The sequence below is a fragment of the Pseudomonas sp. AU11447 genome, from assembly GCF_001672555.2.
GTDB classification, from domain to species: domain Bacteria; phylum Pseudomonadota; class Gammaproteobacteria; order Pseudomonadales; family Pseudomonadaceae; genus Pseudomonas; species Pseudomonas nitroreducens.
This window is the reverse complement of record NZ_LZDG02000069.1, coordinates 26,640-44,254: the sequence shown is the minus strand read 5'-3', so window position 1 is coordinate 44,254 and position 17,615 is coordinate 26,640. Positions and strand designations below refer to the sequence as shown.

At 66.3% G+C, this 17,615-nt stretch carries 7 protein-coding genes; 5 read left to right on the top strand and 2 right to left on the bottom strand.

The features are described from left to right. Window positions 1–213: 213 nt before the first annotated feature. Window positions 214–504 (top strand): putative quinol monooxygenase, encoded by a 291-nt coding sequence (locus A6723_RS24560; RefSeq protein WP_054907085.1) that lies wholly within the window; start codon window positions 214–216, stop codon window positions 502–504. A gap of 1 nt (window position 505) precedes the next feature. Here the strand turns inward: A6723_RS24560 and A6723_RS24555 are convergent, their stop codons facing one another. Together A6723_RS24555 and A6723_RS24550 are read right to left on the bottom strand one after the other, a co-directional pair. Continuing rightward, window positions 506–1,294 (bottom strand): SDR family NAD(P)-dependent oxidoreductase, encoded by a 789-nt coding sequence (locus tag A6723_RS24555; protein ID WP_054907086.1) that lies wholly within the window; start codon window positions 1,292–1,294, stop codon window positions 506–508. Window positions 1,295–1,390: 96 nt separating this feature from the next. Then, window positions 1,391–2,944 carry a mechanosensitive ion channel family protein gene (locus tag A6723_RS24550; RefSeq protein ID WP_054907153.1) on the bottom strand — a complete coding sequence of 518 codons (1,554 nt, stop codon included), beginning with the start codon at window positions 2,942–2,944 and terminating at the stop codon, window positions 1,391–1,393. Window positions 2,945–3,322: 378 nt separating this feature from the next. Here A6723_RS24550 and A6723_RS24545 point away from each other — a divergent pair, with 378 nt between their 5' ends. From A6723_RS24545 to A6723_RS24530, 4 genes are read left to right on the top strand one after another with little or no spacing between them, the layout of a single operon-like run. After that, window positions 3,323–13,927: a VCBS domain-containing protein gene (locus A6723_RS24545; protein WP_064979874.1), complete on the top strand. Its 10,605-nt coding sequence runs from the start codon at window positions 3,323–3,325 to the stop codon at window positions 13,925–13,927. Between the two features lie 38 nt (window positions 13,928–13,965). After that, window positions 13,966–15,516 (top strand): TolC family protein, encoded by a 1,551-nt coding sequence (locus A6723_RS24540; protein WP_054907088.1) that lies wholly within the window; start codon window positions 13,966–13,968, stop codon window positions 15,514–15,516. Further along, window positions 15,497–16,282 (top strand): efflux RND transporter periplasmic adaptor subunit, encoded by a 786-nt coding sequence (locus A6723_RS24535; protein WP_054907089.1) that lies wholly within the window; start codon window positions 15,497–15,499, stop codon window positions 16,280–16,282. Before A6723_RS24540 ends, A6723_RS24535 begins: the two co-directional genes overlap by 20 nt. After that, complete coding sequence (locus A6723_RS24530; protein ID WP_054907090.1) at window positions 16,275–17,615, top strand: efflux RND transporter periplasmic adaptor subunit; 1,341 nt, start codon at window positions 16,275–16,277, stop codon at window positions 17,613–17,615. The genes A6723_RS24535 and A6723_RS24530 overlap by 8 nt, the downstream gene beginning before the upstream one ends.

The following is a 17,615-nucleotide window of genomic DNA, read 5'->3' as shown; positions in this document are numbered from 1 at the left end:
ACCGCATGGCACGGAGCTTGTTCGCGAGCAAGCTCGCTCCTACAGGTCCGTCACGCGGGGCGTATTGGCCCAACGGTTTTCCCGGGAATTGGCAGTTCATGCGCAGACAGCGCGGCCGTAACCTTCCAGCATCGGTTTTGAAAGCCGGTTCCGGCCTTTACCGGATGCCGGCGCCAGCGCCCAATGGCCATCCATTGCAGAAGGAGCCCCGCCATGTCCCCGTCCGCCATTGCCATCGTCCGCGTCCAGGCATTTCCCGGCCAGGCCAGCGCGCTGGGCTCCTACCTGGGCGAGCTGCTCGAACAGGTGCGCCGCCAACCGGGCTGCCAGTCCGGTGAACTGCAGGCGCTGGCCGCCGACCGCTGGCAGGTATCGACCTGCTGGGCCAGCCAGGCCGAGCTGGAGGCACACCTGTCCGGCCCGAAAGCACAACAGTGGCTCGGCCAGCTCGGCAGTGGTGAATTGGCGCTGGGGCTGGAGTTCGAAAGCCGCAGCGCCGAGTGACTCAGAACGGCGAGCGCACCACGCCGCCGTCCACCCGCAATGCCGCGCCATTGGTGGCCGACGATGCCTCGGAGCAGACGTAGACCACCAGGTTGGCCACCTCTTCCGGGCGCGCGAAGCGCTGCAGCAGGGAGCTGGGCCGCGCACTGCGGAAGAACTCGGCCTCGAACTCCGCGAACGGCTGGCCGCCGGAGAGTTTCTCGACGAACTCGTTGACGCCCTCGGAGGCGGTCGGCCCCGGCAGCACCGCGTTCACCGTCACGCCGGTGCCGGCGCAGGTCTCCGCCAGTCCGCGGGACAGGCTGAGCTGGGCGGTCTTGGTGACGCCGTAGTGGATCATTTCCACAGGGATCACCATGCCGCTTTCGCTGCTGATGAACACCACCCGGCCCCAGTTCTTCTGCTTCATGCCCGGCAGGTAGGCGCGGGACAAGCGGACGCCGGAGAGCAGGTTGACGTCGAGGAAACGCACCCAGTCCTCGTCCGGGATGTCCTCGAAGGGCTTGGGGTCGAAGATGCCGAGGTTGTTCACCAGCACGTCCACCGCCGGATAGCGCTGCACCAGCGCGGCAACCTGCTGCGGGTCGGAAAGATCGCCGGCGAAGCCTTCCACCTTGGCGTCCGCCTGGGCGGCGCGGATGCGCCCCAGCGCCTCGTCCACGGAAGCCTGGCTGCGGCCATTGAGGATCACCCTCGCCCCTTCGCGGGCCAGGCCCTGGGCAATGGCGAAACCGATGCCCTTGGTCGAACCGCTGACCAGGGCGAGCTTGTCGGACAAATGCAGGTTCATGGGATATCTCCGGGGCGGAAGAATGAGGCGGGCGCGGCATCGCAACCTGGGCCCGTGGACGGAACAGGATAGATGAAGGCCCGCAAGGCGCAGGCCTCAACGGTCGGAAGGCGTTTCAGGCTTGGCCGGCGCCGCGTGCCATTGCTCCCTGGGGACCCATTTCGCTTCCTGCGGATCGCCCAGGTAGTGCGGCGACATGATCTGCACGCCGTACTCGTTGAACACGTCCTGGATATTCGCGTGCAGTACGCTCAGCAGCAGTGCGCGCGGGCGCGGCTCGCTGGGGATGGCCTGGGCGACCAGGCGGTATTCGGGGTAGAAGTCCGACAGCGCGGTCTGGAACACCTGCGGCGCCGGGGTTTGCAGGATCCCGTCGGTGCGCCGCGCCGCTTCGATGAGCATGGCCTCCACCTGCCGCCACGGGGTGTCGTAGCCAATGGTAACCACGGTATCCACCACGTAGCCCTGGCCCTGGACGATGCGTGAATAGTTGCGCGTCACGGAACCGGTGATCATCGAATTGGGCAACGTCAGCACCTCGCCCAGGCCGGTGCGGATGGTGGTGTTGAACACTCCGACCTCGGTCACCGTGCCCTCGTTGTCGCCAATGCGGACGAACTCGCCCACCCGTAGCGTGCGCGAGTAGGTGAGGATCAGCCCCGAGGCAGCCTGGCCGATCACGCTGGAAGCGCCGAGGGAAATCATCAGGCCGACCAGCACCGACAGACCCTTGAAGGCTTCGGTGCCGGAACCGGGCAGGTACGGATAAGCCATGACAATGGCGAACAGCCAGATCGCCAGGGAGGTCAGGCGCGTGGTCGGCTGCAGGGTTTCCTCGGTCAGCCAGCGCAGGTTGCCCGGCCGTGCCATGCGTTGCAGCACATGGCGGGAGAAACCGCTGATGGCGCGGGCGATGATCAGGATGCACAAGGCGACTGCCAGCCCCGGCAGCGCATCGAGCATGCCATTGATCAGGTACCGCGCGAGGTTGATCAGATGCACATTGAGGCTCTCGCCCCAGGGCCGGGTATAGGGGAAGCGCGACAGCACGAAGCTCAGCCACTGGTAGCTGAAGAGGAACACCAGCAGCCAGTAGACCAGCCAGATCAACCGGCCCACCAGGTAATAGAGGTAGCGGCTGCCCAGCAGGGGCGTCTGGCCGACCTTGAGACGGCCGCTGTGCCGGCTCATCACGTCGGGCAGTCGATTCAGCAGTTTGCCCCGCACATAACCGACGCCGCGCAGCAGCAACAGGTAGGCCAAGGTGGCCACTGCCGCCAGCCCCAGCGCGCTGAGCAGATAGCGCACGCTGCCCGCTTCGCGATTCTCGGCCACCGCAAGGCGCAGGTTGGCGGCGGCCGCCTCGGCGGCGCCACGCACCGAACTGCCCGGCGGGTCGACATCCTCGGGCGAAATGATGAAGGCGCGGCTATAGCCGAGCAGGACCATGTAGCTGTCCTGGATCGGGTCGAGATTCACCTTCAGCTCATCGCCCCCCTGCAGGGCTTCCTCGATGGTCGCCTTGGCGCGGTGCGCGCGCACCTGCGGTGACTCGCCGAGCAGCGTGGCGCGGAACACCAGGATGTTACGATTTTCGACTTTCAGCTCCGCGGCGGCATCGTCGGCAGCGCGGACCGCCGTAGCCGGCATTTCGGCGGCGATCCCGGCGTGCGCCCACAGCCCTGCCAGCCCTATCAGCAGCAGACACCTGCCCAGCATTTTCCCCATCCCCAACCCCCGGCGCTCCGGCGCCCTGCTCCGGTCTCTCATGGACCGCTCGCTCAAGCGTAGCCAAAGTCGGAATAGGCGTCTGACGGGCGGCGAAATGCCGCTATGTAGGAGCCATTCGTCTGGAAGCCGCGTCCAGCGTAGGAACTGGCGACCCGACTGTAAGATTCCTGTTACTTACTTGTCGCTTATGTCGCTGTTCTGCTTGCGATAATTCGGAATGGTACTAGCGTCAATTGCGTAAGCAGATATGCGTAGGACTGCTTTTTCTCTCGATATTGATCAGCCGGAATTAGGGAAATGCAGGCCAAGTATCGTTCGAAGCTTTTCCAGCCCGCCGCCCACGCGCTCGCGCTGGAGCAACGCATTCTTTTCGATGGCGCCGCTGCGGCCGCCGTCGACCAGCAGCACCACGACTCCAGTGCAGGAGCCGAGGCCAAGGACACGGCCAAGCCGGCCACCGCGGTCGAGGCTCGGGCCCAGGCGGCGGCGCCCGCACAGGCCGCGCCACGCAACCTGGTGGTCATCGATGCTCGCCTGGAGAACCGCGACCAGTTGGCCGCCAACCTGCCGGTGGGCACCACCGCCCTGGTGGTGGATGCCGGCCAGGACGCCATCGCGGCGATCAGCAGCGCCCTGGCGCAACTGGGCAAGGTCGACTCGATCCAGATCTTCTCCCACGGCGCCACCGGCCAGTTCACCCTGGGCAACCAGACGTTCACCAGCCAGAGCGTCGATCAACTCGGCGATCGCCTCAGCGCCTGGCGCGGCGAACTGAACGCCGGCGCGGACATCCAGCTCTACGGCTGCGACGTCGGCGCGGGGAGTGCCGGGCAGGCGCTGGTCAATGAACTGGCGCGCTGGACCGGCGCCGATGTCGGTGCCTCCAGCAATGCCACGGGTTCCACCAGCGCCGGTGGCGACTGGAACCTCGAAGTGCGCGCCGGCGACGTCGACAAGACCATCGCCCTCAGTGCCAGCACGCTGGTGGACTTCCAGGGCCTGCTGGCCAATGCCAGCCCCACCGTGGCCATGGGTAGCGGCGGTTCCGCAGTGCGCCTGGGCGACCAGTTCACCTTCGACGTCATCTTCAGCAACCCGTCCACGCAAGTGGGCTACGCCCCCTACATCGATCTGTTCATGCCGGCCACCGGCCGTGACGGCAACGACGGCGCCAGCTTCATCTCGGCCACCTACCTTGGCCAGGCGGTGAAATCCACCGTGCTGACCTTCGGCGCCGACGGCAACGTCACCCATCCGTTCGCCAAGGACGCCAACGGCAACGCCCTGGTGATCAACGCCGCCAGCGTCGGCATGAAGCCCGGCGACCAGATGATCGTGCTGCAACTGCCCTACGGCAGCGTCACCAACGGCCAGCCGGCAATCGACATCCTGGTCACCGCACAATTGAGCAACCTGGCCGACACCAGCTACTCCGATGGCGCGCCGAACCTCACGATCAATGCCCGCGGCGGCTTCGAATACGGCAACGATTCGCTGAACAACCCGACCCAGGACCCCTCCCTGGTGGAGTCCGCGCTGCACAGCTTCGTGGTGACACCGACGCTGCTATCGATCACCCAGACGGTCAACATGCCCGAGGGCGAGACCGTCACCGGGCCTAACTTCACCCGTACCCAGACGGTGACCGTCACCCCGGCCACCGGCCAGACCCTGACCAACGTCAGCGTCACCCAGACCGTGCCCGACCAGGTGCATGTCAGCCAGATCACCCCCGGCGCCGGTGGCACCCTGGAATCGATCACGCTGCACGACGGCACTGTCCTGACTAACCCCGCGCTGATCGCCGCCGCGCTGGCCAACCCCAATGCCTTCGTCGCCAGCTACACCATCCACTACGACACCCTGGCCAGCGCCAGCACCACCCAGGTGAGCTTCTACGTACCGGAGATCGACGCCAACGGCCGCCCGGTCATCGACCCGGCCACCGGCAATCCGGTAACCATCAACTTCGGTACCGCCACCGTCAACGGCAACTGGAATCCGCTGGACCCGCGCGACCGCCCCACCGATCCGAACGGTTATCCCTTCACCGAGACCGGAAATGGCGCAGGCGTCACCTTCGTCGCCAAATCCATCACCCTGCTCAAGGAAGTCAACCTGCAGAACGACGTCGGCCAGGCCGGCCTGACCCCGGGCGATACCCTGCGCTACAACATGGAAGTGGCCATCTCCGACTTCTTCGCCTTCGGCAAGAACATCCTCGGCCAGGGCCAGTTCACCATCACCGACCATCTCAGCGACGGCCAGACCTTCAGCACCACCAACCCGCCGACCATCGTCATCCAGATGCATGGCGGCAGCCAGGTGATCCCGCTGATCTACACCGCCACGGTCAACGCCGATGGCAGCACCACGCTGGTCTTCGACATCGCCCAATCCATCGCCGCCGCTGTGCAGGGGCCGGGGATCTATGCGCTGTACGGCGACCTGTGGGACGACGACCCACTCGAAGGCGCTACCCGCCTGACCATCGTCTATGACGCGGTCGTCGACACCACGTACACCTCCGACCACCCGCCCCACGACCAGCTCAACGAAGGCGACAGCGTTGGCAACAACGCCACAGTCGATGCCTCCGTGCTGCGTGACTCGGTGAACATCGGCGGCATCCAGACCGATGGCTCCAGCACCAGCAGCACCATCCAGACCTCGACGGTGGATATCGACCTGACCACGGTCAATGGCGGTGCACCGCCGGCCAACGGCGAGCTGCGTCCCGGCGACGTGGTGACCTTCACCATCACCTACGACCTGCTGGTGGCCGACTACGAGAACTTCACCCTCACCGCCTACCTGCCGCTGCCGCTGCTGGATGCCACCGGCATCAACTGGACGCAGGGCAGCGGCGTCGGGCAGTGGCTGATCACCAACGGCAACACCATCGCCGATGTTCCCGACAGCGTCACCACCGGTCCGGGCAACTCGATCATCTTCAACTTCGGCAACTTCGCCTCCGGCGGTCTCAACGGCGGCCGGGTGCAGGTGCAGTTCACCATGCGCGTGGGCGACCAGCCCTTCGCCGACCAGCGCGAACTGGACGTACTGGCCCAGTCCAGCCAGACCACCACCATCGACAAGACCGTGCTGACCTCTTCGGACGTGGCGGTCATCGAGTCGATCGCCGAACCCGTGCTGGACATCAAGCACGGCGTGGTTTCCAGCAGCAACGGAACGGTAACGGGAACGACCGGAAACTGGGTCCCGACAAACCAGACTGGCGTCCAGCCCTTCACCGGCAGCATTACCGATCTGGCGGCGGTGGACGGCAACGTCAGCGGTATCGACGGCGGCGATAGGCTGCGCCTGGCCACGGCGATAGAGAACACCGGTGGCGGAGGCGCCTACGACGTCACCACCAGCGTCACGTTGCCAGCCGGCGTCACTTTCGTCGGTGGCAGCCTGAGCGCTGCCAACCTGCAGATATACCGGGGCGATGGAACCCAACTGATCGCCGGGGTGGACTATAGCGTCAACGGCAACACCATCACCTTCCTCGACGCCAACGGCCAGGCGACCTTCCTCGCCGGCCGCGCCGGCGCCGCCGACGGCAACGACGCTGCCGGCCGCAACGTGGTGGTGATCACCTACGATGTCACCGTCGACAATGCCATCCTCGCCTCGCGCACGCTGCAATCCAGCGCCTCGCTGACCAACTACGCCAGCGTCAACGGCGGCCAGGACTTCACCCCGACCGATCTGACGGAAGTCGCCAACCAGCAGGTTGCCGCCCCGACCATCGTCAAGGGCTACAAGGACGGCAGCCTCAGCGCCGACGACTCCAGCGCCAGCCACACCACCGGCAGCAACCTGGTGATCGGCGAGAGCATGACCTATGACATCGTCGTCACCCTGCCCGAGGGCAGCACCGCCAATCTTCGTATCAACGACCTGATCCCACCGGGCATGCGCCTGGACACCAGCTTCAACGGTGGCCTCGGCTACCAGATCATCGTCACCACAGCCGGCAGCGGCGCGCTGGGTCAGGACTTCGGCGGCAACCTGAACGTCTCCAGCTTCTCGGTCGACGCCGGTGATGGCGGCGACATGCACCTGGTGTTCAGTTCCGCGACCGCCAATGCCGACAACAACACCGGCAACAACGCCTTCGTCATCCGCCTGGTGCTGGTGGCGAACAATGTGATCGGCAACCAGCAGGGCGTAGTGCTGAACAACGGCGCACAACTGGTCTACAGCGACCCCGACGGCGACACGCCCAACGGTGCAACCGCCGTCGACCGCACGCTGAACAGTGCCCAGCAGCCCAGCGTGACCATCGTCGAGCCGACCCTGACGGTGAGCCAGCAGGTCACCTCCACCCCGACCTACGGCGGTTTCGACGAAGGCGACACGGTCAACTACACCATCACCATCAGCAACAACTCCGGCACCAATGCCTTCGACCTCAGCCTGCTGAACGTCCTGCCCACGCAGATGGACAACATCATCATCACCGGCAAAGTCTACAACGGCGGTGCCACCGCCAACGGCGGCGTGGACTTCATCATCCAGAACGGCCAACTGGTCACCGCCAACGGCGCCAACATCGATATCGCCAATGGCGGCAGCATCGTCATTACCCTGTCCGGCGTAGTGAATTCCACGGCGGCCGGCCAGGCGGTCATTTCGAACAACGTCGTGGTGCGCTGGACCAGCCTGGACGGCCTGAGCAATACCACCGACACCGGCGCCGGCGAGCGCGGCGGCGACGACGGCCTGCTCAATTCCGGAGTGCTCAACGACTACCGGCAGATCAACACGCTGTTCATTCCCGTCACCAACGGCATCCAGGTCTCCCGCGTTGGCGGCCTCGACGCCACGCCGCCGGCGAAAAACTCCTCGGGCGCCACCGACACCGCCGGCCTGGAAGAAACCGTGGTGGTCGGCGAGATCATCCGCTACCGCGTAGCGGTCGTGGTACCCACCGGTGAAAACACCAACTACCAGATCCGCATCGAACTGGCTCCCGGGCTGGAGTTCATCCCCGCCAACCTCAACAACATTCTCATCGCGTTGGGTTCCAGCACCGGCGGACTCACTACGGATGCCACCGACCTGATCAGCGGCGGATCGCTCATCATGTTCGGCAACCAGAACAGCGACGTCTCGCTACCGATCCATCCGGACCTCTCCGGCGACAAACCCACCGGCATCTTCAACATCAACAGCGGGCGCCTGCAGATCTCCCCTGATGGCCGAACCATTACCTTCAACCTCGGCAACCTTTCCAACAGCGAGATCAACGACGGCGATATCGAAGGGGTAATCCTCGAATTCAACGTGCGCGTAGCCAACATCGCCAGCAACCAGAGCGGCGCGCAGCTGAGCATGAATGTGTTCGAACACGTCGGCGCCGGTGCCGGGGTCGACCGCGGCCACAGCGCCACGATCTTCGAGCACGTGGTTGAGCCCAGCTTCACCGGCATGGACAAGTCGGTCATCGACATCGCCGCCGGCAGTGTGGCGGGCACGACCAAGGCCACCGTCTCCGTCAGCTTTACCCAGAACGGCGAAGTACCGGCCTACAACGTCGTGCTGCGTGACCAGTTCCCCTCCGGCAGCGACTACGCCATCCAGAGCATTGTCATCAACGGCACCAGCTACACCACCGGCAACCTGCCGGCGGGCGTCACCGCCAGCGTGGTAGGCGGCCAGGTGGTGCTCAACTTCGACCAGTTGAACGTCAACGACAAGGTCCAGGTGATCTACAGCGTCACCTTGCCCAATACCGTGATCCCCGACGACGCCAACAGCTCCGCGGTGCTGACCTGGACCAGCCTGCCCACCAGCTTCGAGAATGCCGGTTGGGGCGGCTCGTTGCCGCTGACCGCTGGCGGCGCTGACGGTGAGCGGACCGGCGCGGACGGTGCGAGTGGGTTGAACAACTACATCCTCGCCGACGGCGCCGGCATGGGCGTGGTCCGGGGTACCCTGTGGGACGACACCAAGTCCGCCACCAACAGCGTGACACCTGACGGGCCGGGCCTGGGCGGCATCGCCGTCAATCTCACCTGGGCCGGCGACGATGGCATCTTCGGCAACGCCGACGACCGCACCTTCAGCACCGTGACCGCCAGCGACGGGACCTACCAGTTCGCCCTGCTGCCATCGGGCAACTACCTCGTTGCCGTGGCACCGAACTTCCAGCAGGCGACCGACAATCGCTTCCAGGTGCGCATCGACACCGACACCGGTACCGCCACCACCGGCCTGGGCAGCATCAACATCGCCCTGGGCGAAGGCACCATCGGCACTGCGGATGCCGGTTACGTGCACCTCAACGAAGCCCCGATCAACACCGTGGCCAACCAGCACGGCGTCGAGGACACCGTGCTGCATATCGTCGGCCTGGCCACCAGCGACGTCGACGTCAACGCTGGCAACGCAAACGGCGTGATGACCGTCACCCTGACGGTGGTGCATGGCACGATCTGGCAGAGCGCCACTGCACCGGGCGCCACTGACGCGCCACCGGCCGGCGCAGGCCGCACGCTGGTGCTGACCGGTACGCTGCAGCAGATCAACGTGCTGCTCAGCCAGATCTATTACAAGGGCGACCAGGACTTCAACACCTCGCGCAACAGCGAGACCCTGACCATGGTCACCAACGACCAGGGCAACTTCGGCGACAAGGACGGCGACGGCATCCCGGGCGAGAACCCCGATGACGCGCTGACCGACACCGACGTGATGACCATCATCATCGACCCGGTCAACGATGCCCCCATCGCCCACCCGGACATCAGTATCGCCATCGAGGCCGGCGGCCTGAACAATGCCGACCCGGGCGTCAATCCGACCGGCAACGTGCTGGACAACGATACCGACGTGGATATCGCCACCAACGGCGATGTGCTCAAGGTCACGCGGGTGGAGAATTCCATCGGCGGCTTCGTCACGGTTCCGGCCGCCGGCCCAGTCAGCCTCGTCGGTCGTTACGGCACGCTGACCATCACCGCCACCGGCGGCTACCAGTACGTGGTCGACAACAACAATGCCGAGGTCCAGGCCCTGCGCACCCCCGGTAACGTGCTGCGCGAATCCTTCGGCTACTTCATCACCGACAGCGGCGGCCTCAGCAGTTCGACCTCGCTGACCATCGATATCCACGGTGCCAACGACACCCCCATCGCCAACGGCGATGTCGGCACCGCCATCGAGGCCGGCGGCACCAACAACGGCACGCCGGGCCAGGATGCCACCGGCAACGTGCTCACCGGCGATCCCATCACCGGCGCTGGCGCCGACACCGATGTCGACTCGGTAGCCCTGGGCGAGACCAAGTCCGTCACCCTCATCCGCTACGACGGCCCCGGCGGCGGCCGCGTATTCCCGGTAAGTACTGGCGCAGCGACGTCCGTCCAGGGTGCATTCGGCACCCTGACGATCAATGCCGACGGTTCTTACCGCTACGTCATCGACAACACGCTGACAGCCGTACAGCGGCTCTCCCCTGGCGATACCCTGGTGGAAGACTTCACCTACCAGATGACCGACGCCGGCGGGCTCAGCTCCGTCACCACCCTGACCATCACCATCCAGGGCGCCAACGATGCCCCCGTGGCCGTGGACGACCACAACACCGCCACGGCAGGCTCCAGCGATAACAGCCCGGCGCCGATCAATACCAGCGGTAATGTGATCACCGGTGCCCCCGGCACCGGCGCTGACACCGACGTCGATCGTCTCGACCAACCCAACCTCAATCCGCTCAAGGTCGATGGCGTGCGTCCGGGCCTGGAGACCGCCGGCGGTACACTGACCGCCGTCGCCAGCGGTGCCCCGGCCAGCATCGTCGGCAGTGTCGCCAGGCTCGCCAACGGCAACGTTCTCAACGGCAACTTCGGTCAACTCACCCTCAGCGACGATGGCACCTACACCTTCATCGTCAACAGCTCGGACCCGACCATCCGCGCACTGACTGCCAACCAGAGCCTGGATGTGATCTTCACCTACCGCATCCACGACTTTGGCGGCCTGACCGACCAGGCGCAGCTGGTGATTACCGTGACCGGTGTGAACGATCCACCGGTGGTCAACCCGGTCACCGTCGACGCCATCGAGGCCGGTGGCCTGAACAACAACATTCCGGGCGTGGACCCGAGCGGCAGCATCCGCTCGTCCTACACCGATCCGGACGGTGACACCCTGACCATCACCGGCGTCATCAGCCCCACCGGCAACAACGGCACCGTGGGCCAGAGCCTGGCCGGCCGCTACGGCAACCTGGTGCTCGATGCCCAGGGCAACTACCGCTACGTGGTCGATAACGCCAATGCGGCGGTGCAGGCCCTGCGCACCGACAACGACCGCTTGACGGAGGTGTTCCAGTACAGCGTCAGCGATGGCAACGGCAAGACCGTCACCTCGACCTTCACCGTGGTCATCCACGGTCGCAACGACACACCCATCGCAGTCGACGACACCGCCACCGCCATCGAGGCCGGCGGCACCAACAACAGCAGCGGCGGGCAGAACGCCAGCGGCAACGCCCTCACAGGCGTACCCGGAACCGGGGCCGGCGCCGACACCGACGTCGACGGCGGCGACAGCAAGACCGTCGATGGCATCGGCTTCGGCGTGCTCGGTGCCGGTGGCAGCTTCATCCAGGTGTCGACGGGAACAGCCGCGGCGGCCGGCAGCTATGGCATCCTGAGCATCGATGCCAATGGCAACTTCGTCTACGTCGTCAACAACGACCTGGCCGCCGTGCAGGCACTGAAGACCGGCGACACACTGGTCGAGACGTTCACCTACCGCATGCACGACACCGCCGGGGCCAGCTCGCTGGCACGGATCACCATCACCATCCAGGGCAGCTACGACGCCCCGGTAGCCAACGACGACATCAACTACGCCGTAGCCAACCTCGACGGCAGCGGCGGGCGCAACCCCACCGGCAACGTGATCACCGGCCTGACCGGGATCTTCGACGGTATCGGCAAGGACACCGATGTCGATGCCGGTGACCACATGCGCGTCACCACCATCGCCAAGGGCCCCGAGGGCGCGCAGGTGAATACCGTCGCAGTGGTGCCGGGCAGCCCGCAGACCATCCTGGGCGCTTTCGGCACCCTGGTGATCAACGCCGACGGCAGCTACCAGTACTTCGTCGACAGCAACAACGCGACCATCCGGGCGCTCGGCCCGCTGGCATTCGCCATCGAGGAATTCACCTACCAGGTCACCGATGACGGCAACCTCAGCGACCAGGCCACACTGGTTATCCTGATCCGCGGCCAGAACGACCCGCCGATCACCTCGCCGGACTTCGGCACCGCGGTGGAGGACGGTGGCCTGCACAACAACGTGCCGGGCAGTAATCCTTCGGGCAACGTGCTGGCCAACGACACCGACCCGGACACCATCACCACCATCCCGCAGGACGTAATGCACGTGGTTTCGTTCTGGGCCGGCGACAGCCCGACGTCCACCACGGTCACCGCGCCCGGCCAATCGTTGCGTGGCCAGTACGGCACGCTCACGCTGAACCAGGACGGCAGCTGGAGCTACGCCCTGGACAACACCCTGCCGGAAGTCGAAGCCCTGCGCGCCAGCGGCCAGACCCTGCAGGACAAGTTCACCTACCTCGGCGCAGACATCTGGGGCGGCGCCACGCCCGGCCTGCTGACCATCACCATCGACGGCCGCAACGACACGCCCATCGCCAGTGACGATACCGCCACCGCCGTCGAGGCTGGCGGCGTGAACAATGGCACCCCCGGCATCGACCCGCGCGGCAACGTGCTGGATAACGACACCGATGTCGATGGCGTGCAGTACGGCGAGACCAAGACCGTCGTCCACTACACCAGCGAGAATGGCAACACCGTCAGCGCCGGCCAGGTGCTCCAGGGTCTCTACGGCAAGCTGACGATCAACGCCGACGGCAGCTATCAGTACGTCGTGGACAACGCCAACCCGACAGTACAAGCGCTGCGCACCGCCGGCGAAACCCTGCGCGAGGTCTTCACCTACCGCATGCGCGACACCGCCGGCGCCACCTCCGACGCGCGCCTGACGGTGACCGTCCAGGGCGCCGACGACAATCCGGTGGCGCGCGACGACAGCAATGTTGCCAGCGACGAAACCCCGGCACCGCAGGCCACCGGCAACGTGCTGCCCAACGACAGCGACGTGGATGGCGGCGACCACCTGACCGTCACCGGCATCCGTACCGGCGAGGAAACCGCCAGCGGCACGGCCGGTGTCATCGGCCAGCCGATTGCCGGCCGCTACGGCACGCTCGTGTTGAATGCCGACGGCAGCTACACCTACACCATCGACCTGAGCAATCGCGAAGTCCTCGCCGCTGCAGGCCTGGGGCAGATCCTCAAGGACTACTTCACCTACACCATCAGCGACCTGACCGGCCTGACTGACCAGGCGCAGCTGACCATCACCCTGAATATCGCCACGCCGTACATTCCGCCAGGACCGCACCTCGACCGCTTCGGCGACGACGGCTACCCGCGCGACCGGATACCCGACGTCGATCCGGCGATCTTCGTGCAGCCGGTGGTCGAGCGCATCGATGATCGGCTGTCGCTGTCGGCCTGGGGTGCCGACGGCAGCAACATCGACATCTTCGCCACGCCGGAGATCGAAAGCCCGTCGCTGGGCGCGCAACTGGGCCAGGTGAAAGGCCAGTTCGTTGCTCGCGCCGTGGCTGAAAGCCGCCGCGCCGCCGACCTGGACACGCGCTGGGTCGATGGCCGCCACGGCGTCATCAGCCTGACCGCCGACGGCCTGCTGCCCGACCCATCGCTGTGGGCGCCCTTCCCCGCCGACATGGTGGGCAAGGCGGAAAAACCCGCGCAGACCGCACCGGGCTTCCGTGCCCAGTTGCGCGAGGCTGCCCAGCGTCGGAGCGGTAGCCAATGAGGAACATGCGACCCATTCAGATCGATCAAGGACAGAACATGCCCGCCTATGCACTGAAATGCCTGAGCGCCACCATCACCGTGAGTATTCTGCTCAGCGCCTGTTCGGCGTTCGAGCCCAAGCCTTACACCGAGGAGGAAATGCGCCAGCGGGTGATCGAAGACCAGGCACGGATGTACAAGGAGCAGGAACCGGTCAACGGGCCGATCACCTTCTACGAAGCCTCCGCACGCGCGTTGAAGTACAACCTCGACTACCGCCTCAAGCTGCTGGAAAGCGCGCTGGCTTCCGACCTGCGCGACGTCACCAGCCACGAGATGCTGCCGCGGGTGGTCGCCTCCGCCGGCTATGCCGGGCGCAACAACGACTCGGGCGGCACCTCCATCGGCATCGAGGACCGCCAGGTCAGCTTGCGGCCCTCGACGTCAGAGGAGCGCTACCGCCAGCTCTACAGCCTCGGCCTGTCCTGGAGCCTGCTGGACTTCGGCGTCGCCTACTACCGCACCCAGCAGAAGAACGACCAGATGCTGATGGCCGAGGAGCGCCGCGAGAAGGTCGCGCAGAACGTCCTGCAGGACGTGCGCAACGCCTACTGGCGCGCCCTGGGCGCCCAGCGCCTGCTGCCGGAAGTGGACGGCCTGCTGATGCGCACCCACCGCGCCCTGACCTCCGCCCGCGAGGCCGAAGGCAAGGGCCTGCTGCCGCGCCAGGACATCCTCGCCTACCAGCGCGCCCTGCTCGACTCGGTGTACATGCTCACCGTGCGCCGCCAGGACCTGGAGTTCGCCCGCGCCGAGCTGGCCGCGCTGATGTCACTGCCGCCGAATACCAAAATGGTCCTGGCCGACGTCGGCGAACAGCCGCTGCCGCTGGTGACCAACAACATCGACCAGCTCGAACGGCTCTCCCTGGAGCGCCGCCCGGAAATCATGGAGGAGTGGTACCGCAAACGCGTCGACATGAACGACCTGAAGATCGCCAAGGCCCAGCTGTGGCCCAACGTGAGCTTCAACTACGGCTACGAGTACGACTCCAACAAGTACCTGTACAACAACGACTGGAACCAGACCGGCATCAACGTCTCGATGAACCTGCTGCGCCTGGCGCAGTACCCGGACATCAAGGCCGCCGAGGCGAGCCAGGAGAAGACCGACGACATGCGCCGCACCGCGCTGTCCATGGCCATCCTCACCCAGGTCCGGGTCGGCCTGCTGCGCTACCAGCTGGCGCGCCAGGAAGTGGAGTTCGCCGACGAGAGCCTGCGCGTCGACCAGAGCCTGCTCAGCTATGCGCAGTCCGCCCGTGGCGCCGCCCTGGGCAGCGAGCTGGAGCTGATCCGCGCCGAGGGGCGCTACCTGCTCTCGCGCTACCAGCGCGAAGCCGCCTACTCCGATGCCCAGGCCGCCTGGGGCCGCCTGTACAACTCGGTGGGCTTCGAGGTGATGCCCAAGGAGATCGAGAACCACGACGTGAAGACGCTGGCCCGCGAGATCCAGCGCACCCTCGAACAGCAGACCAGCACCAACCTCCTCGCCAGCAGCACCCCGAGCAGTCAACAAGGAAGCGCCAATGCCGCACCTGCGCAGTAAACCGTCGTACCTGCTTCTCCCGTTGTGCCTGATGTTCCTGCAGCCGGCGCTGGCCGACGATGCCACCAGCGGCCTGCCGCCACTGCCCGACAGCCAGGACCCCGGCGCCATCCGCGTGCTGCTGGTCTCCGCCCTGGAAACCACCCTCTCAGCGCAGATGAACGGCACCCTCGGCGCGCTCAAGGCCAGCCTCGGCGACAAGGTCGCCAAGGACGCCGAGCTGGCCCAGCTCAACTGCGTCGAGGTCAACGCCCGCGCCAAGGTCGCCGCCGCCGAGCTGAACATGGCCCGCTCCAACCTCGCCGCCAAGCAGAACCTGCGCAAGCTCGACGCGGTGGGCGACCTGGAGGTCGCCATGGCCAACACCGAGGTACAGAAGGCCGACGGCGCCCTCACCCTGGCGCGGGCGCAGGCCGGTTACTGCCTGGTCGATGCACCCTTCTCCGGACGTATCGCCAAGGTCTATGTCAAGCCGTACCAGACGGTTTCCGCCGGCACGCCGCTGTTCGACCTGGTCAGCGACGGCGCGCTGAAAGTCCGCCTCAACGTGCCCTCCTCGATGCTGCCCAACCTGCGCCCGGACATGCCGCTGGAGGTGGACATCCACGAGACTGGCAAGCACTACCCGGCCAAGGTCAGCGTGATCAACGCACGGGTCGACGCCGTGGCGCAGACCGTGGAACTGGAGGCGAAGCTGGATGCCAGCTACCCGGAACTGATCGCTGGCATGAGCGGGGTCGCGCGCTTCCCCGAAAGCCATGAGTGAGCTGCTGCCGCCACCCCAGCTGCTGCTGAGCCTGGCCAATGTGCGCGACAAGGCGCTGGCGGCCGACTCCCTCGGCGGCCTGGCCTTCAGCATCGCCAACGACCTGTTCCCATTGCTGCGCTTCCACCAGGCGCTGGTGTTCGCCTGCCACGACACGCGCAACGAACTGCTGGCGGTGTCCGGGCTGGCCAAACCCACCGAGGATTCGCCCTACCTGGTCTGGCTGGAACGCGCCAGCCGCTGGGTTGCCACGCAATTGCCCGACGCCACGCCTGCCTGGCTGGCCCGTGACGCCACGGCGCCGCCGGCGGATATCGCCGAAGGCTGGGGCGAATGGTGGCCGGCCGGCCTCTGGTGCGTGCCACTGCACGACCGTGCAGGCAAACGCCTGGGGCTGGTGCTGTTCCTCCTCGACGAAGCACCGGCGCGCAACCTGCAACCGCTGCTGCAAGGCATCTGGCAGACCTGGGCGCACGCCTGGGCCTCCTTCGGTCCGCGCAGCAAACTGCGCTACTGGCGGCCCAGCAAACGCCAGGTGCTGGTCGCCGCCATCGCGCTGGCCGCGCTGCTGCTGATCCCGGTGCGGCAGACTGCCCTGGCACCGGCGGAGGTCGTCTCGCGCAACGCCCAGGTGATCAGCTCGCCGATCGACGGGGTCATCGTCAAGATGCTGGTTCGCCCCAACCAGAGCGTGGAGGTCGGCACTCCGCTCTTCGAGCTGGACGAAACCACCCTGCGCAGCCGCGCCGACGTGCTGAGCAAGGAAGTCGCGGTGGCCGATGCCGAGCTCATGGCCGCCAGCCAGCGGGCCTTCGACAATCCACAGAGCAAGAGCGAGCTCACGGTGCTCGACGGCCGCGCCCGCCAGCGCCGGGCCGAACTGGCCGCCGTGCAGGCGCAGCTCGCACGCACCCGCGTGCTCGCCCCGCGTGCCGGCGTGGCCGTGTACAGCGACCCCAACGACTGGCTGGGCAAGCCGGTGGTCACCGGCGAGCGCATCCTGCAGATCGCCGACCCGAAGGCGCCGGGCATGCGCATCCAGCTGCCGGTCGCCGACGCCATAGCGCTGGAGCCGGGGGCAAAGGTGGCGCTGTTCCTCACCGCCTACCCGCTCGACCCGCTGCATGGGGAAATCCTCGACACCAGCTACCAGGCCAAGCCCAGTGAGGAAGGCGTGGCCTCCTACCGCCTGCTGGCCAGCGTGCAGGACGCGCCGCCCCACGCCCGGCTTGGCCTGCACGGCACCGCCAAGCTCTATGGCGAACGTGTGGTGCTCGGTTACTACCTGCTGCGGCGGCCCCTGGCTTCGCTGCGCGCCTGGACGGGCTGGTAG